Raw genomic sequence first — 21,106 nt, forward strand, 5'->3', positions numbered from 1 at the left:
CGAGAGATGAGTGAGGCCGAGATGCCCGAATCAGTGATCGAATGCTCGTCGCTGGTGCGCATCTACCGCACCGGCAAGCTCGAGGTGCAGGCGTTGCAGGGACTCGACCTGAGGGTCGAGCCGGGCGAGTTCATGGCGTTGGTCGGCGCGTCCGGCAGCGGCAAGTCGACGTTGCTCGGCATCCTCTCCGGCCTCGACGCGCCCTCGGCCGGCTCAGTCCGGGTGGCCGGCCGCGAACTGGCCGGACTCAGCAAGCGGGAACTGCTCGCCTACCGGCGCGAGACCATCGGCTTCGTCTGGCAGAGCCCGCCCCGCAACCTGCTGCCGCACCTGACCGCCCTGGAGAACGTGGCGATGCCGCAGACGTACACCGGCACCGGCCGCCGAGCACGCCGCACCCGCGCGGCAGAACTCCTCGACACCATGGGCGTCGCCTACTGCCGCGACCGCACACCCAGCCAGCTGTCGGGAGGCGAGCAGCAACGTGTTGCCATAGCTGTCGCGCTGGCCAACGCGCCGGCCGTCCTGCTCGCCGACGAGCCGACCGGCGAACTCGACACCGACTCCGCCCGTACCGTCCTCGCCGCCCTGCGCGCCGCCAGCACCGAGCACAACGTCACGACCCTGATCGTCACCCACGACGAAGGCGTCTCCGGCCAGGTGCGCCGGACGGTGGCGATCCGCGACGGACGCATCGCCACCGAGACGCACCGTCCCGGCGCGGCGAGCGCGCACGCCGAGGGCGCGTCGGACGGGACGGGCGCGCACGAGTCCTTCGAATACGCGGTGGTGGACCGGGCCGGCCGGGTCCAGCTCCCGCCCGAGTTCACCGAGCCGCTGGGTATCAGAGACCTGGTGAAGCTGACCCACGAACCCGGCCACGTCGGCCTCTGGCCCGACGACGCCCAGACCGCCGCCGCCCGACCCGACGAGGAAACCGAGGCCCGAGCGTGACCGTCTCCGAAGCCGGCGGCGCCCCCGCCGGCACCGCCACCCAGCGCGCCGACGCCGGGCTGCTCGAAGCGCGCGAGCTCACCCGCGTCTTCGGCCACGGCCGCACCGCCGTGCGCGCCCTGCGCGGCGTCAGCCTCGACGTGGCCCCCGGCCGCCTGCTCGCCGTACGCGGCCGATCCGGCTCCGGCAAGACCACGCTGCTCAACATCCTCGGCGGACTCGACCTGCCCAGCACCGGCCAGGTGCGGATCAACGGCGAGGACCTCAGCACCCTGAGCGACCGGCGCAGGATCATGCTGCGCCGCACCACCGTCGGCTTCGTCTTCCAGTCCTTCGGCCTGATCCCGTACCTCACCGCCGCCGAGAACGCCGGCATGCCGCTGCGGATCGCCAAAGCCGCCCCGAAGACCACCCGCGACCGCGTCGCCCACGTGCTCGACCTCGTCGGCCTCACCGGCCACGCCGAGCACCGCCCCGCCGAACTCTCCGGCGGCCAGCAGCAACGCGTCGGCATCGCCCGCGCCCTGGCCCAAGGCCCGCAGCTGCTCATCGCCGACGAGCCCACCGGCCACCTCGACACCGCCCAAGGCCTGCGGATCCTCGGCCTGCTCCGCGAGATCGCCGACAGCGAGGGCACCGCGATCATCATCAGCTCCCACGACCGCCGCATCTCCGACTTCGCCGACGCGGTACTCCAGCTGCGGGACGGGCAGGTCGTGGAGGGGGAGTGAGGGTGGGGCGGGTCAGGTGGTGGTCGGTGGGTGTCAGTGGCCTGGCATTACCCACCCGTCCGCCCTGCGCCTGATCAGCGACTGAGCCCGGTGGCGTCGGCGGCCTGGGGCCCTTCGGTGGGCGGGACTGCGGGCGCCAGGTTCAGTCGTGTCCTGCATGCGGAGACTGTCTTCGCCATCCACGTGTTCAGACTGGCGGGGTCTTCTACAAGGTCAGCGAGCAGTGCTGCGGACCTCTGCGCTTCGAGGATCCATGGTGCGATGGGATCTTCGGCGAGTACAGCCGCGAACCGCGTGCGGGCCTTGGCCACCTCTCCCAGGAGGCCCGCGCCGATGCCCGCGTGGTAGTTCTGCCACAAGAATCCCCGTCGGTCGTCCTGCGCAGCCATATGGCGGGCGACGGAGTCAAGACAGTTGAAGCGGGTGCGGAGCTCGGCCACCTTGGTGCTCGCGCGGTCGGCGAGGTCGGTGGCGACCCGGGCGAATTGATCCTCGCTCCGGTAGTACTCAGAGCCTGAGACCTCCTCGATCACGTTGAACGTGAGGTGGCCGACGTCCTGCCATAGCCACATCGCGCCGACCGTGAGTCCGCTTCCCTGGTTCCACCGCGGAGCACTGAAGTCGATGATGAACAGCCACCATCCATGGTCGTCGATCCATTGGCGCGAGCGACCGAACCGCCGAAGCCCAAGCGGCTGCAATTGTGTGCGCGCCGCGTGGAACAGGAGCCGTGAGGAGGGAGACGTGGTTGCCATGGGGCATAGTTCCATAGCTTGGCTCAGATTTCAGCCAGTCCGTACCTCAGCGGCGTCGGTTGCCGGCAGCCAGTCCCGGCCCGGCCGGTACTCGAGCCAGCGGTTCGCGCGGGCGGTCTCGGCGAACGTGCGCAGCAGCGCGTCGATCGCGGGGTGTGCGTCGACGGACCGCCACAGCAGCGACCACGCGTAGAGGGGCGTGGGGTCGACCAGGGGGATCGACCGGATGCGTGCCCGCTCGGGGAGTTCGAGGTCGGCGGGGAGCAGCGCGACGCGGCGCGGGTCGGCGGCCACCTGCTCGAGGAACGGGTCCAGCCCGAGGTTCGCGGGGCTCGCTTCGGCCGGGATGCCGAAGTGCTCGGCGAACCGGCGGACGAGGTCCAGGCGCTCGATCGCGGCCGGGCTCCACAGGATGCTGTCGCGCAGCTCGTCCGGGCGCGCTTCGCTCCGGTCCGCGAGGCGGTGGCCGAGGCCCACGACGACGTCGAGCGGTTCGAGGCGGACGAGGCGGTGTGCAAGGTCGGGCGAGAGTCCGAAACCGGGGGCGTCTCCGTCGCTGTCGCCGTCCCGCTCTCCGGGCGCATGCACGCGTCCGAATCCGACGTCGATGACGCCGCGGGTGAGCGCGTCGAGGACGCCGGGCAGATCTCGCGCGGCCCCGGTCTCGACGGCTTGGCCTGCGTCTTGATCCGACCCGAGGCGGTCGAGCACGGGGCGCAGCGTCCGCATCGGCGCGAAAAGGTGCCCCCAGACGTCGATCCGCAGCGGCCGCTCGACGTGCCGGGCCGCCGCCACCGCGCGGTCCCCGGCGGTGAGCGCGGCCCGTGCGGGCCCGAGGAACCGCCGGCCCGCCTCCGTCAGGTCGACCGCCTGCCGGCTGCGCGCGAACAGCTGTACCCCGAGTTCCTCCTCCAGCCGCGCGATCCGCTTCGAGAGCGCCTGCTGGCTCAGGGCCAGCTGCTCGGCGGCGCGCCCGAAGTGCAGGCCGTCCGCGGTCGCGAGAAAGGCGCGCACCTGTGCGAGGTCTAGATCCACGCCTCCTACCTTGGCCGACCGCCGTCGGTTGTCAAAGCCGCCGTCCGGTTGTTGGAACGGGTCGTGGCTCATGGAGTTCTCTAGGTCTCGCAGCCGGAACGCCGATCAAGCGGCAGCCGGGAGCGGGAAGGGAGAACCTGAGTCATGAAAGCCATGGTTGCCACGGGGAGCACGGCCCCGGCGCCGTCGATCGAGCTCGCGGACGTCGAGGAGCCCCGGCTCCGTCCGGACGAGACGCTGGTCAAGGTCGAGGCGTACTCGGTGAACCGGGGAGAGACGTTCCTGCTGGAGAAGCCGCCGGCGGACTGGCGGCCGGGGAAGGACGTCGCGGGGCTCGTCGTGCAGGCGGCTGCCGACGGCTCCGGTCCCGCCGTCGGGCGGCGGGTCGTGGGGCATCCGCCGCAGGGCGGGTGGGCCGAGTACGCGGCGGTGCCCACGCACGCGCTGGCTGAGCTGCCGGACGGGATCGACAGCGTGACCGCCGCGGCGCTGCCGCTGGCCGGGCTGACGGCGCTGCGGCTGCTACGCGTCGCCGGCGCCGTCACTGGTCGCAGGATTCTGATGACCGGGGCGTCCGGCGGCGTCGGACACTACTTCGTCGAGCTCGCCGCCGCGGCGGGGGCGGCGGTGACGGCGGTGACCGGCTCGGCCGAGCGCGGGGCGCGGTTGCGGGAGCTCGGTGCTACGGAGATCGTGCACGACGTCGCGGCGGCCGCAGGGCCCTTCGACATCGTGCTGGAGTCGACCGGCGGCGAGAACCTGTCCGCTGCCGCGATGAAGCTGCGGCCGCGCGGCACGCTCGTGTGGTTCGGGCAGGCGGGGCGGACGCCGGCGGTTCTGAACTTCTTCGACTTCCTGTACGGGCCCTCATCCACCGTCATCCGGCACTTCTCCTACGTGGACTTCGACGAGCCGTTCAGTGCCGACCTCGGCGTCCTCGTCGGACTCGTCGAGGCGGAGCGTCTGCACCCGGAGATCGGGCTGGTCACCGACTGGACCGAGACCGCCGACGTGCTCGAGCGGCTCCGCGGGCGCGGGATCCGGGGCAACGCGGTCCTCACGGTCGGCTAGACGGCACTTCCAGAGTCAGCTTTCATTTATCAACGTACGAAGGAAAAGTGATCACTATGAACAGCAACCGGATTCTCGACCCGAAGACCGTCGTCGTCCGCTACGTCGAGGCCGTCCGCGACGGGGACGCGCGGACCATTCTGGACAGCTTCGCCGAGGACGCGACCTGGCTCTACCCGGGCAGCCTGCCGATCTCCCGGCTCTGGGAGGGCCGCGACGTGATCGTCGGCGACTTCCTAGGCGGGATGGGCGCCTATCTCGACACGTCCGCGCCGGTCGCCATCGAGCTGGTCAACGCCTTCGCCGACGGCGAGCAGGTGCTGGCCGAGTGGACGTCCAAGGCTACGGCGGCCAGTGGCGCCACGTACGACAACCGGTGTGCCGCCATCTTCACCGTGCGGGACGGGAAGATCGCCTCTGTCCGTGAATACGCTGACACGCACCACGTCGCCGCGACTCTGTTCCCCGGATTCTCCGGCACAGCCGAGGCGTGACACCGAGATCCAAGCAGAGCGGTCGGTCCCGCAGGGCAGTCGGTTAGGGAAGCTCCCTGACCATCGCTGTCCGCGGGCCGAACGCGTCGAGGCCGAGTTTTTGCTCGTGGCGCCGGAGCAGTCGAAGTTCCGGCGTCAGTTCGTCGTCGGGGACGGCGACGAATCCGTGCCGAGCGTAGAACGGCGCGTTCCACGGAATGTCGGCGAACGTGCAAAGGCTGATGATCGTATGACCCTGGTCGGCTGCCCACTGGCAAGCGGCGCCGATCAGGCTGCCGCCGACGCCACGCCGGCCGTGGGCGGGGTGGACCGACAGCTGCTCCAGGTGCGCGTGGCCGTCGATGATCTCCAGCCTCGCGAAGGCCACCGGCGGCGTCCCAGCCACCAGGACGCAGCTGGCGTGAACCAGATCGGCCAGCTCGCTAGGCGGTGGTAGCGGGCCCAGGCCGATGTCGTCGAAGCGCTCGTCTGCGACGGTTTCCACGTCAGGCAGGAACGCGAGGTCCTCCGGGCGGGCGGGGCGCACGGCGAGTTCTTGGCCTGTCTGGGCAGATGGCATGAGGTTGATGGTGCCATGGGCGGGGGCCGGGCCACGAGGGGTTTTCGCGGCCCGTCGCCGTCGTGATTCCGCTGCCTCTACGCCAGTCGAGCGACGAACCGGACGGCTTCGACGGCGGCTACGGGTAAGCGGCGCGGAAGCGGGCAGTCGGGATCAGAAGTGAAAGATCGGCATGGCGGAGTGGCAGAGGAGTTCGGCCTCATGGCGGATGAGCGGGATGGGCGGCAGGCGAGCGAGCGCGGATCCGGGAAGCACGAGTCCGGCAAGCGCGAGTCCGGCAAGCGCGGCCGGGGTGGAGCGGTGGGCGGGCCGGAGCACGTGCTCACCGAGGACCTCTATCAGTTCGAGCGGCTGCTGACTCCCGACGAGGCGGCCGTGCTGCTTCGCGTGCGGGAGTTCCTGGCCCAGGAGGTCGCCCCGCACGCCAACGACTGGTGGGGGCGGGCGTCGTTCCCGCGTGAGCTGATCCCCAAGTACGCCGAGCTCTCCATCGCCGGCCTGCCTTACGAGGAGTGTCATCCGGGCGGCGTGCGTAGCTTGCTGACCGGCTTCATCGCGCTGGAGATGGCGCGGGTGGACCCGTCCATGGCCACGTTCTACGGCGTGCACTCGGGGCTGGCGATGGGCAGCATCGCCCACTGCGGGTCTGACGAGCAGCGGCAGCGCTGGCTTCCGGCGATGGGGCGGATGGAACAGATCGGGGCGTTCGCGCTGACCGAGCCACAGGGCGGGTCGGACGTCGCGCTCGGGCTGCACACCACGGCTCGGCGGGACGGGGACGAGTGGGTCATCAACGGCTCGAAGCGCTGGATCGGGAACGCGACGTTCGCGGACCTGATCGTCGTCTGGGCCCGCAACGAGGAGGACGACTCGGTCCTCGGTTTCGTGGTGTCCAAAGACAATCCGGGCTTCCAGGCCAAGCGCATCGAGAACAAGATGGCCCTGCGCACGGTCGAGAACGCAGACGTCGAATTCGCCGATTGCCGTGTGCCTGAAGCGGATCGGCTGCAGGGGGCGCACGGTTTCCGGGACACCGCGGACGTTCTGCGGCACACCCGCAGCGGGGTCGCCTGGGAGGCGGTCGGGGTCATGCTCGCCGCGTACCGGATCGCGCTGGACTACACGCTCGAGCGCCGGCAGTTCGGCGGGCCGGTCGCACGCTTCCAGCTGATCCAGGACCTGCTGGTGCGCATGCTCGGCAACGCGACCTCCTGCCTCGGCATGGTGGTGCGGCTGGCCGAGCTGGAGGACTCCGGGATCTACCGCGACGAACACTCCGCGCTCGCCAAGGCCTACTGCACCAGCCGCATGCGCGAGACGGTCGGCTGGGGCCGGGAACTGCTGGCCGGCAACGGGATCCTGCTCGACTACAGCATCGGCCGCTACGTCGCCGACGCCGAGGCGCTCTACTCCTACGAGGGCACCCGCGAGATCAATACTCTGATCGTGGGGCGCGCGGCGACGGGCATCGGCGCGTTCGTCTGATCTTCGCCGCACATTCGCCGGGCCGTGGCCGCCGCATCCGTGCGGGGACGGCCCGGCTGGGTATCACGATTCTGTCTCACCCGACCGGGCCGCCCACGGCCCGGATACCCGCGATGCCGAGGTGCGCAGAACGTGAATGCTCTTCCCCTGCTCCGGATCCGCCGCGCCCGCCGCGCCCTGGCCCCGGCGGTCGCCCTCGCGGTGCTCACCGCCGGAGCCGTGCTGGGCGCCGGGACGGCGGCGGCCCAGGCTGCCACAGTCCTGACTCCCGAGTCCACCACCGGCATCGCCGGCTGGACCAACACCACCCACTACCTCGAAGGCACCCTCTCGGCCGGCGAGGGCGTGGCCACCGTCGACCCGGCCGGCGGCTCCGCCTACGAGCTCTACCGCGGCAGCGCCTCGATCTCGCTGGGATTGGCCGTGGCCGGCTGGACCCACGTCGGCGACCCGGACTCGGTCAATGGCTATATATTCGACAACTATCAGAACTCCAGCTCCAGCGCGACCACCAAGCTCTACACCGTGACCACGCCGTCCGGCACGGTGTATCAGTACAAGCACACGCTCGTCTCGGGCGAGCTGTACAACAACTCCTGGGTCGCGGTCTCCCCGGACACGCAGTGGATGCTGTCGGGCGAGTGGGGCACGATGAGCCACCTGCAGGTCTACCCCACGCCGCTGCTCAACGCGCAGACCTCGGCCACCGGCGGCAGCCTCAGCCTGGCCGGGTACGTGCAGCTCGACCACCAGGTCAACGACATCCAGGGCTGCGACTTCGTCACCTCCGCCGACCTGATCTGCGCCTCGGACGACTCGAGCGAAACGCTCTTCTCCAACGCCAAGCCGCTGCTGGAGATCCAGTTGTCCGCCGCGGTCAGCGGCGCCGGCGTTAGCGGGCACGTGGTCGACCTCGGCTCGATCCCGCAGGCCAACAGCATCTGCACGGGCACGTTCGAGGCCGAGGGCGTGGACTACGACGCCGCCACCGGCGTGCTGCGGGTGGAGATCATCCAGCCGAGCGTCTGCGAGATCGAGACCACGATCTACGAGTACACGCAGAGCTGATCAGCACTCGCCGAAAGGCGACCGGGTGGGTCCGTGCCAGGCCGGCACGCACCCACCCGGGTGATACGGCACGCCGACGCGGCCGCCGGGTCCCGTGCGCCGGCCGACGGCCGTGTTAGCGTCGCCGTGTGGCCGCCTTCCCGGGTTTCTCGGACAAAGAGGCGGAGTTCCTCCGCGCGAACCACTCCGCCGCCATGATCACCGTGACCGCCGACGGCGTGGCGAAGCCCGCGCGCGTCGGCGTCGTCCTCGTCGACGGCCGGCTGTGGAGCAGCGGCACCCGCGACCGCGTGCGCACCAAGCGCCTGCGCCGCGACCCGCGCTGCACCCTGTTCGTCTTCGGCGCCCAGTTCCCCTGGCTCGGCATCGAGGCCGCCGTCACGATCCTCGACGGTGACGACGCGCCCGAGCTGAACGTCCGCCTGTTCCGGGAGATGCAGGGACGTCCGCAGGGCCCGCTGAGCTGGTTCGGCGGCGAGCTCGACGAGGACCGGTTCCGGGCGAAGATGGTCGAGGAGGGCCGGCTCGTCTACCAGTTCGAGCCGCAGCGGACCTACGGCATGGTCTGACGCGAGTTGATGATCATGTTGAGTACTGGTGGGGCGTGGTGGCCTGCTGGGCTGAGGTGGTCGTCAGGCCGTGGGCGGCCGCTTCGCGTCGCCCTGTTTCGTCTGACCACCCGCCCACCCGTTGCGTAGCGGGGCGGGCTGGTGTTCGGAGTGGTCGGGTGCCGGGTGTGGGTTCTCTCCTCGGTCGGTCCCCGGAGGCAATCAGGGACCTGCCGGGAGGTCAAGCGGCGGTGGTTTCCGCTGGTGCTGGATTTTGCGTGGCGCCGCTTGACCTCCCGGCAGAACCCTGATCCAATGCCACGTAGCCTACGTGGATCATGGGTCGGGCTGGGTGTTCGGGGTGGTGTCGTAGTCTTGGTTCGTGTCGGTGGACTCTGGCGTGGATCGCGGGCGTGTGGTGATGGATCAGGTTTCTCTCGGGGTGCTGGTCGAGGCGGTGCCGCGGTTCAAGGTGGATCAGGCCTTGAACGACGAGAGGATCAGGGCTCTGCGTTCGGATGGGAAGCTGCCGCCGCATGTGACGGCGTATCTGACGATGGCGATGGCGCTGTTCGCGCAGGATGCCGCGGAGGAGGTCGCCACGAGGGTGACCGGGTCGCTGGACGCGTTCGGGGTGTGGGACGCGTCCTGGAGTGTGCCGACCTCCTCGGGGATCACGCAGGCGCGTAAGCGGTTGGGCCCTGATGTGCTGCGGCGGGTGTTCGAGTACTGCGCCGTACCGGTGGCGGTGCAGGATGAGACCCGGGGCGCGTTCGCGTGCGGGCTGCGGGTGATGGCGATCGACGGGTTCGCGATGGACGTGCCCGACACGCCGGGCAACGCCGCGGAGTTCGGGTACTCCACGACCGGGGGCAATCCGTCCGCGTTCCCGAAGGTGCGGGTGGTCGGGATCACCGAGTGCGCCAGCCACTGTTTCGTCGACGCGCGTATCGGGCCGTACACCACCGGGGAGCAGAGTCTGGCCGCGCCGCTGCTCGCGCGCCTGGACCGGTCCTGGCTGCTCACGGCGGACCGCGGGTTCTACAGCTTCCCGGCCTTCTCGGACGCGGCCGAGACCGGGGCCGGGCTGCTGTGGCGGGTCAAGGCCGACCTGCGCCTGCCGCCCCTGCGGGTACTCGAGGACGGCACGTACGTGTCCGTGGTGATCGACCGCGAGATCCGCGGCGCACGGCGCGAGGCGATCGTGCGGGCCGCCGAAGCCGGAGAAGAGCTCGACCCGCACCAGGCCCGCCGGGTACGGGTGGTCCAGTACGACGTGCCCGACCGCGCCGGGCCCGCCGGCACGGAACTGATCTGCCTGATCACGAACCTGCTCGACCCGCAGAGCGCGCCGGCCGAGGTCCTCGCGTACTGCTACCACCAGCGGTGGGAACAGGAGAGCGCGCACGACCAGCTCGAGACCGACCTGCGCGGCTCCGGGCGCGTCCTGCGCTCCCGACTGCCGGATCTCGTCTACCAGGAGGTGTGGGCCTACCTCCTGGTCCACTACGCGATCAACGCGCTGATCTGCCGGGCCGCGACCGGCGCGGACATCGACCCGGACCGCGTCTCCTTCGTCAAAGCCGTGCGCATCGCGCGCCGTACCGCCACCGGTACCGCGCGCTTTTCCCCCTGAGCAGATGAAAGCCCCCGCCGCCCGCGCCGCCGCGCACCTGACCGCACCCGCCGCACTCAACCCGCCGCGGCGCGAACGCACCTACCCCCGCGCCGTCAAACGCATCCGACACAACCCACACCGGGTGAAAAAGGCCGCTGATACCGGCATACGGCACCCGAACCCGCCCACCATCCGAATCTTCCGCACCAACCCACCCGCCACCAGCGGCCGAACAAGATCAACCTAGGCTACGTGGCATTGAACCCTGATCGGGCTTCGCCTGCCCGACCGAGGAGAGAGCCCACCCCCTGGGGGAGTGGTGCGAGCTGCGCTCGGGCCGGGTCCCGTCCTGTGGCCCTGCCGCGCTCGATCCGGAAGAATTCTGCATCGCCCTAGTTGATCCACCCGGTGCTCACGCGATTCGCACGATCGCGTGGCCCGGTCGTACTCCGAGGGGATTTCCTGCATCGCATCCGTGATGGACGTTGACGATGCCGCGCGGTATACAGCCTGCACTCTCGCGACCTGGCGTCGTGCGTGGGCAAGCGGCCACGCCCCTGACGCCACCTGCTCAGTCACCTTGTCCACAGGCCCTCCCGTCACAAGTCTCGAAAGCCCTCGAATGCTTCCATGCTAGACGCCACCACCGACAAAAACGGCGCATCAGGCTTTCACCGGATAAGCAAAAATCTCAGAGATTTCGGGCACTCTGGCGCGTTCCCCGGCGTTGAAAGAAGAGAAGAGAAAAGAGCGGCCCAGAACGGCAATGCAGGATTCAGCATCAGGCGCGGCCGGCCCACGGGACCCTTCGCGCGGATCGATGATCGGGATGGTCGGATCAGGGTGGTGCAGGATCCTTCCGGATCGGGCGCGGCCGGGCCGCGGGATGGGACTCGGCCCGGGCGCAGCTCGCACTGCTCGCTCAGGGGGTGGGCTCTCTCCTCGGTCGGGCAGGCGAAGCCCGATCAGGGTTCTGTCGGGAGGTCAAGCGGCGCGATGCAGAATCAAGCACCAGCTACAGCCACCGCCGTTTGACCTCCCGGCAGGTTCCTGATTGCCTCCGGGGACCGACCGAGGAGAGAGCACACCCCCGGCACCCGACCACCCCCAACGTCAGGCCGCCCCGCCAACGCCAGCACCCACGCAACCCCGGCATCTCTCTCCGAGGAAGGGCCCGCGCCGGAGGCGAGATCTTGAAACCGCAGCCCGCCCCGCTACGCAACGGGTGGGCGGGTGGTCAGACGAAACAGGGCGACGCGAAGCGGCCGCCCACGGCCTGACGACCACCTCAGCCCAGCAGGCCACCACGCCCCACCAGTGCTCAACATGATCATCGACTCGCGTTAGGCGTAGGGTCCAGCATCGCGCCACAGCTCTCTTGGCGGCATATCGACGATATCGATCGGCAGCGCCGGAAACTCCTCCTCAGGCTTCGATGACGGTCGGGAAGCGGGTCGGCGGCCCGCTTCCCGGCTCAGCCGTTTCAGGGGCCTTCATCAACCCTCGACGTAGTCGATCTGCTGCATCATGCCGAGGTCCTCGTGCTGGAGATTGTGGCAGTGCAGCATGGTGAGGCCGATGAAGTCCTCGTACTTGACCAGGATGGTCACGCTCTCGCCGGGGCTGCCGCCGGAGATGCCGATGGTGTCGTGCCAGACCGGGGGATCGAGTGCGACGCCATTGCGGTGGGTGACCAGGAAGGGGTTGGTGTGCAGGTGGAAGGGGTGCATGAAGGCCGTCATCTTGTCGTCGGTGCTGATGACCCAGCGCTCGACGGTTCCGAGGGGCAGGATGTGGTTGACGTACGTCGGGTCGAAGCGTCCGTACATCGGGTCGCGGGTCAGGTCGCCGTGCGGGTCGGCCGCGGGCGTCGGGTTGCTGCCGAGGACGCGGTAGGCGTTGGGGAAGGGGGTGGGGAGCACGTTCGCGTCCACGTGCCAGCGCACCTCGCGGTGGACCTGGGAGCTCGCGATGTCGGCGTCGTCGAGGGGCGCCTTGCCGGGCGGCAGCTCCTCCGGCAGGCCCATCGGTGGCACGATGGGATGGCCGACGACGTGGATCGTCATCAGCGGCTTGGCGAGCGAGGCCGCGCGCAGCTCGTAGGTGCCGGCACGGTCGGCCCGCACCAGGATGTCGGCCCGGTTGCCCATGGCCATGCTCACCTGGTTCGTCGCGACCGGGGCGGCGAAGGTGATGCCGTCCTGCGCGATCTGGTGCATCGTCGGCACGGACTGGTCGCCGGTGATCTCGAGGGCCAGCGCCGTGAAGGCGGTCGCGCACACCAGGCGCCAGCGCTGCACCTCGCCCGGCCGCAGCACGATGGTCGGGTTGACCTGGCCGTTCACGGTGTACGTGGCGGCGGGGGCGGTGAGCGCGGCATCGGAGGTGAACAGCGGTCCGGCTGTGTTCGGCGCGATCTTCAGCTCGTTGATGCAGACGACGACGTCCGCGGCTTTCGCGATCTCCGGGACCTCGTCCACGTCGCCTTCGACGACGAGGACGCCGGTCATACCGCCGGAGACCTGCTGGGACACGGATCCGTGCAGGTGGGGGTGGTACCAGAAGGTGCCGGCAGGGTGATCGAGCGGGATGTCGATCACGCTCAGGTAGTGCGGTTCGGGATCCCCGGCCTTGCTGCGCGGGGCGAACTCGCGCATGACGTTGTCGGCCTGGCCCGAGGGGGAGACGTGCAGGCCGTGGGTGTGCAGGTTGAAGCTGTTGAAGTTGTGCGGGATGTTGTGGTCCCCGTCGAACGGCGCGTTCGGCGGCAGGCCGTTGATCTGCGTCAGCCGCAGCTGGTCGCCGCCGCGCACGCGCAGGGTGGGACCCGGGATCGTCCCGTTGTAGGTGCGGGTGTTCGCCGTGCCGAAGCCGGGGATGCGGGTCTCGGTGAAGCGGACGTCGAGCGTGCGCTCCAGAACCCGTCCCGGCGCGCCGGGGGCGGCCCGCGGGGCCCAGACCTTCGGTTGGGGGAACGGGCGCGCTGACGCCGCGCTCGCCCGTTCCGCGAGTAGGCCGTCCGGGGACGCGATCAGGGCGGCCGCCACCGGGACGGCTTTGAGGACCGCGCGGCGGCTGATTCGTGTCTGGTTGTCCATGTTCGGCACTTTAAGATGCCGCGGTGCGCCCGCCCGGTCAGGCGCACCGTTGCGGTGACCAGCATGGCCCGCGTCCGCGTGGACCACGCCGATATCAGGATCAGATGATCAAAACACCGCAGCGTCGGGCATCCGGTGTCCCCAGACATCACCGACAAAGCGGGGACCGGAAGTTGCTTCCGGTCCCCGCAGCATCGTCAGTCTGGAGGGACTAACGGGAGATGTGCCGTCCGAAGACGAACTTCTCGAAGGGCGCCGTCGGCATCGTGGTCGTGCCGTCGTGGGCCGAGCCGGACTCGTTGCTCACGGCCGGCACGGCGAAGTACTGCATGGTGATGGTGGTCTCACCGCGGCGCTTGCCGGGATCGACGTCGAAGACCGCGTAGCCGTACGCGTCGCCGGCGTTGCGGGCCGCGGACCACGGCGCGTCCTCGATCGAGTCGGCGGCGTTGCGCTTGAAGCCGGCGGCCTGGGAGCCGGTGATCGCGTTGCGCTGGGTGATGACCTTGGACTGCGGCATGTTGGTTGCCGCGTCCTCGCCGTAGGTGTTGGTCGGGCCGTTGGTCCCGCCGCCGCCCAGCACCAGGTACACGGTTCCGGCGGCGGTGTCCCAGGCCGGCACGCCGTCGACGGTGGAGTACTGCGTCGTCGCGACCTTCGGCCGCCGGGTGTCGACCGCGTCGCCGGCCGTCTGGCCCGGGTTGGGGGCGACCACGGTGCCGTGCGCGCCGGCGTCGTAGCCGCGCACCGGGTAGCTGCGCTCGTAGTCGTGCTCGTGGCCGGAGAGCACCAGGTCCACCTGGTAGTGGTCGAACAGCGGCAGCCAGGCCCGGCGGATGCCGAGGTCCGAGCCGTTGCCCGGGAGCGAGGTGGACAGCGCGCACTGGTGCATGAACACCACGATCATGTCCACGCCCGGGTCCCGGCGCGCGTCCGCGAGGGTCCGCTCGAGCCACTGCGTCTGCAGGTTCGGCCGCCCGTGCCGCCGGTCCGGCACCGCGGAGTTGTCCTGCTCCACGATCTCCAGGTCGCCGGTGTACCCGTGGTTGTAGGTGACCGTGCCGTTGGGGATCTGCGCGCCGGAGGAGGTGGTCTCGGGCGCGGCGTCGGCGGCCGCGTTGAGGTACGCGGAGCCGCCGTCCTGGTAGATGACGTCGTCGGCGTCCAGGGAGATGAACTTCACGGTGCCGACCTGGAAGCTGTAGAAGTTGCCCCGCAGGTGGTTGCCGTCCCAGTTGGTCACGCCGTTGTCCGGCAGCAGGAACCGGCTCAAGTAGTGGCCGTAGCCGTAGGGGCCGTTCCAGTAGTTGCCGGCCGCGCCCTGAGCCGCGATCCCGCCGTGCGCCTTGCCGGCGTGCCCGGCGTGGTCGCAGACCCCGAACTCGGTCTCGTGGTTGCCCAGCGCGGGCATCCACGGCCGGTTCGCCGCCGAGCGGGCCACGTTGACGCCGAAGTCGCGCCAGACGCCGGGCGCGTTCTGGATGTCCAGGTTGGCGTAGCAGAGGTCTCCGTTGAGCAGGTGGAACAGCGGCGCGGGGCCACCGTCGCCGGGGTTCTCGACGGCGTTCACCGCGTAGTACGCGTTGTCGCAGGACTCGTGCCAGATGTTGCCGGAGGCGTTCAGGTCCCAGGACGGGGTGGACAGGTCGCCGTAGCTGGAGAAGCGGTACTTCGCCCGGCCGAACGGGGCGGTCTCGAAGGACGCCGCCGCCGTGGACGCCTCGGCCGCGCCGTCGCTCACCTCGTAGTAGTACCGGGTGTCCGGCTCCAGACCGGTCAGCTGCACGTGGTAGAAGTACGTCGTCTGGCCGTTGAGGCCGTCGGTGAAGCTCACCGCGGAGGCCTTCTGGTAGCGGCGGGTGACGTCGAGCGGCGCCGGCTCGGGCAGCTTGACCAGGTGGCCGCGGTTGTGCGCGGTGATCGGCGAGGTCGAATAGGCCAGCGTCGGCGCGGGCTGGGCGACGGTGCCCGGAGCCGACCAGGACACGGTGACCGAGGTCGCCGGGTCGGCGCCCCAGGTCAGCAGGAGCTGCTCCGGCTCGGTGGTGGTGGGCAGCGGCAGGGTCGCGGTGGGCGGTCCGGACGGCGCGGTCGCGGCCTGCGCGTCCTCGGGCAGCGCGATGCCCTCGCCGACGCCGACCAGGGCGACGGCGCTGATCCCGGCGGCACCGGCGAGGAAGCCGCGGCGGGAGAAGCCGGACTCGTCGACGTCGGTCCCGGCTGATTCTTCAACTACTGACTCATCCATTCCCGCGACGATAGAAGGGGCGGGTGAACGGGCCGTGGCCGGACGCTGTCGGTCAGGCTGACGCGCGCAGGATGAGTCGGGGGCGCGCCAGGACGTCCACCGCCGCCGCCGGGTCGCCGACCGCGATGCCCAGCAGGGCCGCGACGGCTTGGGCCGATTCCCGGCCCTGCTCCGCGTAGTCGAAGCCGATGGTGCTGAGCGCCGGAATGCTCACCTGCGCCGCGGCGACGTCGCCGACGCCGATGACGGCCAGGTCGTCCGGAGCGCGCAGGCCGCGCAGGTGCATTCCGGCGAGCACCGCCATGGCCGTCTCGTCGTTGTAGGCGCACACACCCGTCACCGACGCGCGGACCCACTGATCCACGGCCACGGCGGCCTTCGCCGCGTCCAACTCGACTTCCAGCGCGATCGGTTCGGCGAGCCCTTGTTCCGCGCACACGGCCGCCACACCGCGCAGGCGTTCCTGCACGCGCCACTCGGACGAGTGCTCTCCGGGCAAGGCGTAGCCTAGGTTTTCGCGTCGCAGGCTCGTGATATGCCGGGCCTGAATCCGTCCGATCTCCTGAAGTTCCGCAGTGGCCTGTTTCCCGGCCCCGAGCACCACTTCGGCACCTGCGCGGTGCAGCGCCTCGGCCGTGGCCTCGTCGAAGGGGATGAGGCTGACCACGGCGGAGGCGTCCACCGCGGCGCAGAGATCGGGCAGCGGCCGGCCGTGGCCCTCGGCGAGATGCGTGACCAGGGACAGGCCGTGCTCGGCGAGCGCGCCCGCGAACTGCTCGATGAAGCGGGAGAGGTTCGTCGAGATCGGCACTCCCGGCAACGCCAGCAGCACCACGTCGCTGCGGCCGGCGGCCAGCGAACGGGCCGAGGCGCGCGGCCGGTAGTCGAGCCGCTTGGCCGCGTCGAGGACGCGCCGCCTGGTCTCTTCGGGGATGGTCTGCCCCTGGGTGTCGTTGAGCACGAAGCTGACCGTGGTCTGCGATACCCCGGCTTCACGTGCCACATCAAAGCTGGTGATCCGCTTGGGGGCTCGTCGCATCGCTTCCTCGCTCGTGGAAAGCCCCACCTTAGCGTGCGGTTCGCTCAGCGGTCCGCCCCCGTGCTCTGCTGCTGCGCGCCGGTGAAGAACTCGATCAGCCCATAAGGGGCCAGGTCGCCGAGGCAGAGGTCCAGGAGCACGTCCGCGTCGACAGCGGCCGCGTCGCTGCGCACGAACATCTTCTCCTCGTACGCGCTGAGTGCCGCATCGAGGTCGCCGGGGTGCGCGGCGATGGCCAAGCCGAGCTCCGCGCCGTCGAGCATCGCGAGGTTCGCGCCCTCGCCGGACGGCGGCATCAGGTGCGCGGCGTCGCCGACGAGCGTCACCCCGGGCACGCGCTCCCAGCGGTAGCTGCCCGGCAGGGTGTGGATCATGCGCGGGACCGGCGCCGTCTCGCCGTCGGTGATCAGCGCGGCCAGCTCCGGAGCCCAGCCCTCGAACTCGGCAGCGACGCGGGCGGCCGCGCCGGCGGCGTCGCTGAAATCGATCGCCTCGACCCATTCGGCAGGTCGGCTGAGCTGCACGTATGTGTGCAGGACGCTGTTCGCCTCGCGGTGCGCGGTGATGCCCTTGCCCGGGGTGAGCGCGGCCATCGAACCCTCGCCGACCGCGCGGGCCGTGGCGGGATGGCGGGCGTCGACGTCGTAGAGGTAGGTCTCGATGAAGGTCGTGCCGACGTACTCCGGCTCGGCATCCGACAGCAGAGGCCTGATCTTCGACCAGGCGCCGTCCGCGCCGACGAGCAGCCCGGTGGTGACGCTCGAGCCGTCCGCGAAGGTCAGTTCGTGCCGGCCGCCGCCGAGCGGCCGCACGCCCGCGACCTTGTGGCCCCAGCGGACGCTGCCCTCCGGCAGCGCGTCGAGCAGAATGCGCCGAAGGTCGCCGCGAAGCACCTCCGGGCGCCCGCCGCTGCCGTCGTCGGGCTCCTCGAACAGCGCGCCGCCGCGGGCGTCGAGGATGCGCATGGCCTGGCCGCCCTCGCGGATGAGCGCGCGGAACTCCTCGGTGAGCCCGGCCGCCTCGAGCGCGACCTGCCCGTCGTGCTCGTGGATGTCCAGCTGGCCGCCCTGGGCGCGCGTGCCGGCCGAGGCCTCCGCCTCGTAGACGGTGGCCGGGATGCCGTGAACGTGCAGGACGCGGGCGAGGACGAGCCCGCCGAGGCCCGCGCCGATGATCGTGATCGGGGTGTCGGTCATGGTCTGCTCCCTTCGTGGCGGACGGCGGATTGGAACGCCGTTCCATCACCCATCTTGGAACGCCGTTCCATTTCTGTCAAAATGGGAGCATGGCGAGCAGCGAACCGAAGGCCGGAAGATCCGAGCGGCGCACCGACGCGCTCTCCAAGGAGCGCATCGTCGAGGCCGCGATCGAGCTGCTCGACGCCGAAGGCGAGAGCGGGCTGACCTTCCGCGCCCTCGCCGCGCGCCTCGCCACCGGCAGCGGAGCGATCTACCACCACGTCGCCAACAAGAACGACCTGCTCACCGCCGCCACCGACGACGTGATCGCGCGCGTGCTGGCCGGCGTCGTCCCCGACGAGCAGCCGCGCGCGGCGATCCGATCCGTCGCGCTCGGCATGTTCGACGCGATCGACCTCCACCCCTGGGTCGGCACGCACCTGGCCCGCGAGCCCTGGCAGCTCGCGCTCCCGCAGATCCTCGAAGGCCTCGGCGGCCCGCTACAGGCCCTCGGCGTGCCCGAACAGGCGCAGTTCGACTGCGCGTCCGCCCTCTTCAACTACGTCCTCGGCGTCGCCGGACAGAACGCCGCACACGCCCGCCTGCACGCGGACGCCACCGACCGGACGACCTTCCTCACCTCGATCGTCGCGCGCTGGACCCGCCTCGATCCCGCCCGCTACCCCTTCGTCCACCGGATGGCGGCCCAACTGCGCGAGCACGACGACCGCGAGCAGTTCCTCGCCGGCATCGACCTGATCCTGGACGGCGCCGGCCGTGGGCAAGCTCGTTAATCAGGCTTCTGCGAATGCATCCCGCCCCAGCCGGACCGGCAGACTGCGCACTCCGTTGTTGACGAAGCTGCCGAAGCGCGGCACCTCGTCGTCCGGCACCGCGACGGCCAGGTCGGGAAAGCGCGTATAGAGCTGCTCCAGCGCGATGGCACCCTCCAGCCGGGCCAGCGGCGCGCCGAGGCAGAAGTGCACCCCGTGCCCGAACGAGAGATGCCCCGCACTCGTGCCGGCCGGGTGAAATTCGCCAGCCCCCGGCCCGAGACCGGCGGTATCGCGTCCGGCAGCGGTGTAGCCGGCGAGCACCGCCGTCCCGGCCGGGATGAGCGCGCCGCCCAACTCCAAGTCCCGCGTCGGAAAGCGGAACGGGAAGAACCCGACCGGCCCATCCCAGCGCAGCGTCTCCTCCACCACATCCGCCCAGCCGACCGAGCCGCTCCGAACCCGCGCGAGCTCGTCCGGGTGCGCGCTGAGCGCCCGCACCGCATTGGTGATCAGGTGGGTGATGGTCTCGTTCCCGGCCACCGTGAGCGTCATCAGCGTGCCGACCAACTCCTCGGTGCTCAGCCGATCCCCGTCTTCCGCCCGCGCCCCGATCAGAGCGCTGGTCAGGTCGCCGCCGGGCTCGGCCGTCCGCCGCTCCACCACCGTCGTCATCAGCTGGAACATCGACTGATTGGCCGCGATGGCCTCCGCAGGAGTGGAATCGGTGCTGATCACCCGGTTGGACAGCGCGTGCGCCTCGTCCCAGTACTCTTCGTCGACCCCCAGCAGCTCGCAGATCACCGCCATCGGCAGCGGCTCCGCGAACACCCCGCGCAGATCCACGACCGCTGTTTCCTCCGCAGCCGTTCCATCTGCCGCAGCCGTCGCATCTGCCGCGTCCGCCGCGACCCGGTCGAGCAGACGCGCCGTCAGCTCGACGATCCGCGGCCGCAGCCCCTCCGCCCGCCGCGGCGTGAACGCCCGGTTCACCAGCGTCCGGAGTCGGCGGTGGTCCGCCCCGTCCGCGGTGAGCAGCCCCGGCGTGGCGATGAAAGCCAGCAGCGGCCACCCCTCCGGCACCTGCCCCGACCGCAGCGCCGCAAAGTGCTCCGGCGCCTTCGCCACGTCGGGATGCGCCAGCAGCTCCCGCAGCGCATCGTGCCCGACCACCGCCACCCCCGGCACCCCGCCCGGCAGCTCGACGTCCACCACGTCGCCGAGTTCGCGCAGCCGAGCCAACTCCGCATGCGGACACCCGCCCGCCGGATCGAGCCGGTAAGGCAGCCGCAGTGCGTCAGCCGAAGAAACTGCAGGGGAAGTGGCGTCCATGAAGGCACTCCGAAGGTCGTCGGCGCACGGCCGCGGCGGACGGGCACGCGACGCACCGCGCCGCCCACCCAGTGTCTCGCCGGGGGAGCGGCCGAACAAGGAGTATCAGGGTTATGTGAAGCTTTGCGTCGAGTGGTCGCGCCGGCAGCCTGAGGCCCTCGCCACGCTCCCGCCGCATAGCGCTCTGGATGATCCCGGTCACCTTGCTGGTCCTTGTGTCCAGTTCTTCGGCTGGCTCCGCACGACCGGTGATGAGCCCGAAAGCCCGCGCTTACCTGACTCACGCCCTTGATCTGCTTGAACAGAACTCGATCGACACGGGCGCGATCGCTCACCGTCCTCGCCCCGCTGCTGACCGGACCCACCCTCGGCTACTTCGTAGACGCCTCCGGACATCGCAGCACCCGGATACAAAGCGCCACCTGGCCCCGATCCGGTGATCACCGCCGCGACTCAGTGGCTGATCACCCGCGCGCACTGCTGACGAACGTAGGCCATCGCTCACCCGTCGGACCCGACCGTCGGCCCGCGCGCCCTGACGATGCGGCCCCGTCCACGGGTGTCGCCAATTGCTCGGCGGCGGCAAGCCGAGCCGGCACGGTATGCGATCGGCTCCGGTCAGCCGCCGTTCATCGCGGCGGTCCACGGCTGCATCTGCTGGAGAGCCTCCACGTTGGCCACGTACTGCGGATTCGGGATCCCGCCGCCGGTGGCGGTGGGATCCACGTCGCCGGGCCCGACGTTGTACGCGGAGATCACGTCGTTGAGCAGGTTCTGGTTGCTCAGGTTGAAATCGTCGTCGTAGTAGACCTCGCCGAACCAGGCGATCAGCCATTCGAGGTACTCGGATCCGATCTGAGTGTTGCCATCCAGCGTCGTGTAGTCATAGCTGGTCCCGAAACGGTTGTTCATCCACGTCGCGGTGGCGCTCATGATCTGCATCGTGCCGTAGCCGCCGTCGCACGCGACGATCTGTGACTGCCAACCGCTCTCCTGCCACGCCTCGGCCTCGATCAGCTCGGGCGGCAGCGTGATCGAGACGGTCTGCGTCGCCCCGGTCGAGTCCTGATACGTGAAGGTGCGGGGCGTGGCGGCGGCCGACTGCAAGGCTGCCTGCACC

General features: G+C 70.3%; 18 protein-coding genes. 9 read left to right on the top strand and 9 right to left on the bottom strand.

Annotation, left to right across the window (positions count from 1 at the left end):
- The first annotated feature begins 6 nt into the window (after positions 1–6).
- Positions 7–954 carry an ABC transporter ATP-binding protein gene (locus tag ACTRO_RS39340; protein WP_034271498.1) on the top strand — a complete coding sequence of 316 codons (948 nt, stop codon included), beginning with the start codon at positions 7–9 and terminating at the stop codon, positions 952–954.
- Positions 951–1,685 (top strand): ABC transporter ATP-binding protein, encoded by a 735-nt coding sequence (locus tag ACTRO_RS39345; protein ID WP_034271500.1) that lies wholly within the window; start codon positions 951–953, stop codon positions 1,683–1,685. The genes ACTRO_RS39340 and ACTRO_RS39345 overlap by 4 nt, the downstream gene beginning before the upstream one ends.
- A 74-nt stretch (positions 1,686–1,759) precedes the next feature.
- Here ACTRO_RS39345 and ACTRO_RS39350 read toward each other — a convergent pair whose 3' ends face one another.
- Together ACTRO_RS39350 and ACTRO_RS39355 are read right to left on the bottom strand one after the other, a co-directional pair.
- Positions 1,760–2,440: a hypothetical protein gene (locus tag ACTRO_RS39350; protein ID WP_034271502.1), complete on the bottom strand. Its 681-nt coding sequence runs from the start codon at positions 2,438–2,440 to the stop codon at positions 1,760–1,762.
- 30 nt (positions 2,441–2,470) lie between these two features.
- Positions 2,471–3,475, bottom strand: a complete 1,005-nt coding sequence (locus ACTRO_RS39355) for a LysR family transcriptional regulator (protein ID WP_034278831.1) — start codon at positions 3,473–3,475, stop codon at positions 2,471–2,473.
- A gap of 144 nt (positions 3,476–3,619) precedes the next feature.
- Here ACTRO_RS39355 and ACTRO_RS39360 point away from each other — a divergent pair, with 144 nt between their 5' ends.
- Positions 3,620–4,546: a zinc-binding dehydrogenase gene (locus tag ACTRO_RS39360; RefSeq protein ID WP_034271504.1), complete on the top strand. Its 927-nt coding sequence runs from the start codon at positions 3,620–3,622 to the stop codon at positions 4,544–4,546.
- 56 nt (positions 4,547–4,602) lie between these two features.
- Positions 4,603–5,040 carry a nuclear transport factor 2 family protein gene (locus ACTRO_RS39365; RefSeq protein ID WP_034271506.1) on the top strand — a complete coding sequence of 146 codons (438 nt, stop codon included), beginning with the start codon at positions 4,603–4,605 and terminating at the stop codon, positions 5,038–5,040.
- Positions 5,041–5,083: 43 nt separating this feature from the next.
- Here the strand turns inward: ACTRO_RS39365 and ACTRO_RS39370 are convergent, their stop codons facing one another.
- Entirely contained in the window at positions 5,084–5,566 is a 483-nt protein-coding gene (locus tag ACTRO_RS39370) for a GNAT family N-acetyltransferase (protein ID WP_211244569.1), read from the bottom strand.
- 234 nt (positions 5,567–5,800) lie between these two features.
- Between ACTRO_RS39370 and ACTRO_RS39375 the strand changes: the two genes are divergently transcribed.
- The 4 genes from ACTRO_RS39375 (at position 5,801) to ACTRO_RS39390 (ending at position 10,336) form a co-directional block, all read left to right on the top strand.
- Positions 5,801–7,084 (top strand): acyl-CoA dehydrogenase family protein, encoded by a 1,284-nt coding sequence (locus ACTRO_RS39375; protein WP_084317252.1) that lies wholly within the window; start codon positions 5,801–5,803, stop codon positions 7,082–7,084.
- A gap of 132 nt (positions 7,085–7,216) precedes the next feature.
- Positions 7,217–8,152, top strand: a complete 936-nt coding sequence (locus ACTRO_RS39380; protein ID WP_211244570.1) for a hypothetical protein — start codon at positions 7,217–7,219, stop codon at positions 8,150–8,152.
- A 128-nt stretch (positions 8,153–8,280) separates the two neighbouring features.
- Complete coding sequence (locus ACTRO_RS39385; RefSeq protein WP_051452096.1) at positions 8,281–8,721, top strand: pyridoxamine 5'-phosphate oxidase family protein; 441 nt, start codon at positions 8,281–8,283, stop codon at positions 8,719–8,721.
- A gap of 400 nt (positions 8,722–9,121) precedes the next feature.
- Positions 9,122–10,336: an IS4 family transposase gene (locus tag ACTRO_RS39390; protein ID WP_051452620.1), complete on the top strand. Its 1,215-nt coding sequence runs from the start codon at positions 9,122–9,124 to the stop codon at positions 10,334–10,336.
- A 1,478-nt stretch (positions 10,337–11,814) separates the two neighbouring features.
- Here ACTRO_RS39390 and ACTRO_RS39395 read toward each other — a convergent pair.
- The 4 genes from ACTRO_RS39395 to ACTRO_RS39410 form a co-directional block, all read right to left on the bottom strand.
- Entirely contained in the window at positions 11,815–13,416 is a 1,602-nt protein-coding gene (locus tag ACTRO_RS39395) for a multicopper oxidase family protein (RefSeq protein ID WP_034271510.1), read from the bottom strand.
- A gap of 211 nt (positions 13,417–13,627) precedes the next feature.
- On the bottom strand, positions 13,628–15,664 hold the full coding sequence (locus ACTRO_RS39400; protein WP_051452097.1) for a purple acid phosphatase family protein: 2,037 nt from the start codon (positions 15,662–15,664) through the stop codon (positions 13,628–13,630).
- Between the two features lie 52 nt (positions 15,665–15,716).
- A complete protein-coding gene (locus tag ACTRO_RS39405; protein WP_034271512.1) occupies positions 15,717–16,703 on the bottom strand; it encodes a LacI family DNA-binding transcriptional regulator in 987 nt (328 codons plus the stop codon).
- Positions 16,704–16,747: 44 nt separating this feature from the next.
- Positions 16,748–17,899: an FAD-dependent oxidoreductase gene (locus ACTRO_RS39410; RefSeq protein WP_034271514.1), complete on the bottom strand. Its 1,152-nt coding sequence runs from the start codon at positions 17,897–17,899 to the stop codon at positions 16,748–16,750.
- A gap of 89 nt (positions 17,900–17,988) precedes the next feature.
- Here ACTRO_RS39410 and ACTRO_RS39415 point away from each other — a divergent pair, with 89 nt between their 5' ends.
- Entirely contained in the window at positions 17,989–18,675 is a 687-nt protein-coding gene (locus ACTRO_RS39415; protein WP_034271516.1) for a TetR/AcrR family transcriptional regulator, read from the top strand.
- Here ACTRO_RS39415 and ACTRO_RS39420 read toward each other — a convergent pair whose 3' ends face one another.
- Positions 18,676–19,986, bottom strand: a complete 1,311-nt coding sequence (locus tag ACTRO_RS39420; RefSeq protein ID WP_034271517.1) for a cytochrome P450 family protein — start codon at positions 19,984–19,986, stop codon at positions 18,676–18,678.
- Positions 19,987–20,604: 618 nt separating this feature from the next.
- On the bottom strand, positions 20,605–21,105 hold the full coding sequence (locus ACTRO_RS48445; protein WP_169740017.1) for a transglycosylase SLT domain-containing protein: 501 nt from the start codon (positions 21,103–21,105) through the stop codon (positions 20,605–20,607).
- Position 21,106: the final 1 nt, after the last annotated feature.

Source organism: Actinospica robiniae DSM 44927, assembly GCF_000504285.1.
In the GTDB taxonomy this organism is placed as follows: Bacteria; Actinomycetota; Actinomycetes; order Streptomycetales; family Catenulisporaceae; genus Actinospica; species Actinospica robiniae.

What these genes read in the sequence shown, in the direction of transcription:
- ACTRO_RS39395 (WP_034271510.1), bottom strand. Translation starts at nt 13,416, where the DNA reads ATGGACAACCAGACACGAATCAGCCGCCGCGCGGTCCTCAAAGCCGTC.
- ACTRO_RS39375 (WP_084317252.1), top strand. Translation starts at nt 5,801, where the DNA reads ATGGCGGATGAGCGGGATGGGCGGCAGGCGAGCGAGCGCGGATCCGGG.
- ACTRO_RS39415 (WP_034271516.1), top strand. Translation starts at nt 17,989, where the DNA reads ATGGCGAGCAGCGAACCGAAGGCCGGAAGATCCGAGCGGCGCACCGAC.
- ACTRO_RS39405 (WP_034271512.1), bottom strand. Translation starts at nt 16,703, where the DNA reads ATGCGACGAGCCCCCAAGCGGATCACCAGCTTTGATGTGGCACGTGAA.
- ACTRO_RS39410 (WP_034271514.1), bottom strand. Translation starts at nt 17,899, where the DNA reads ATGACCGACACCCCGATCACGATCATCGGCGCGGGCCTCGGCGGGCTC.
- ACTRO_RS39390 (WP_051452620.1), top strand. Translation starts at nt 9,122, where the DNA reads ATGGATCAGGTTTCTCTCGGGGTGCTGGTCGAGGCGGTGCCGCGGTTC.
- ACTRO_RS39420 (WP_034271517.1), bottom strand. Translation starts at nt 19,986, where the DNA reads ATGGACGCCACTTCCCCTGCAGTTTCTTCGGCTGACGCACTGCGGCTG.
- ACTRO_RS39340 (WP_034271498.1), top strand. Translation starts at nt 7, where the DNA reads ATGAGTGAGGCCGAGATGCCCGAATCAGTGATCGAATGCTCGTCGCTG.
- ACTRO_RS39350 (WP_034271502.1), bottom strand. Translation starts at nt 2,440, where the DNA reads ATGGCAACCACGTCTCCCTCCTCACGGCTCCTGTTCCACGCGGCGCGC.
- ACTRO_RS39365 (WP_034271506.1), top strand. Translation starts at nt 4,603, where the DNA reads ATGAACAGCAACCGGATTCTCGACCCGAAGACCGTCGTCGTCCGCTAC.
- ACTRO_RS39360 (WP_034271504.1), top strand. Translation starts at nt 3,620, where the DNA reads ATGAAAGCCATGGTTGCCACGGGGAGCACGGCCCCGGCGCCGTCGATC.
- ACTRO_RS39400 (WP_051452097.1), bottom strand. Translation starts at nt 15,664, where the DNA reads ATGGATGAGTCAGTAGTTGAAGAATCAGCCGGGACCGACGTCGACGAG.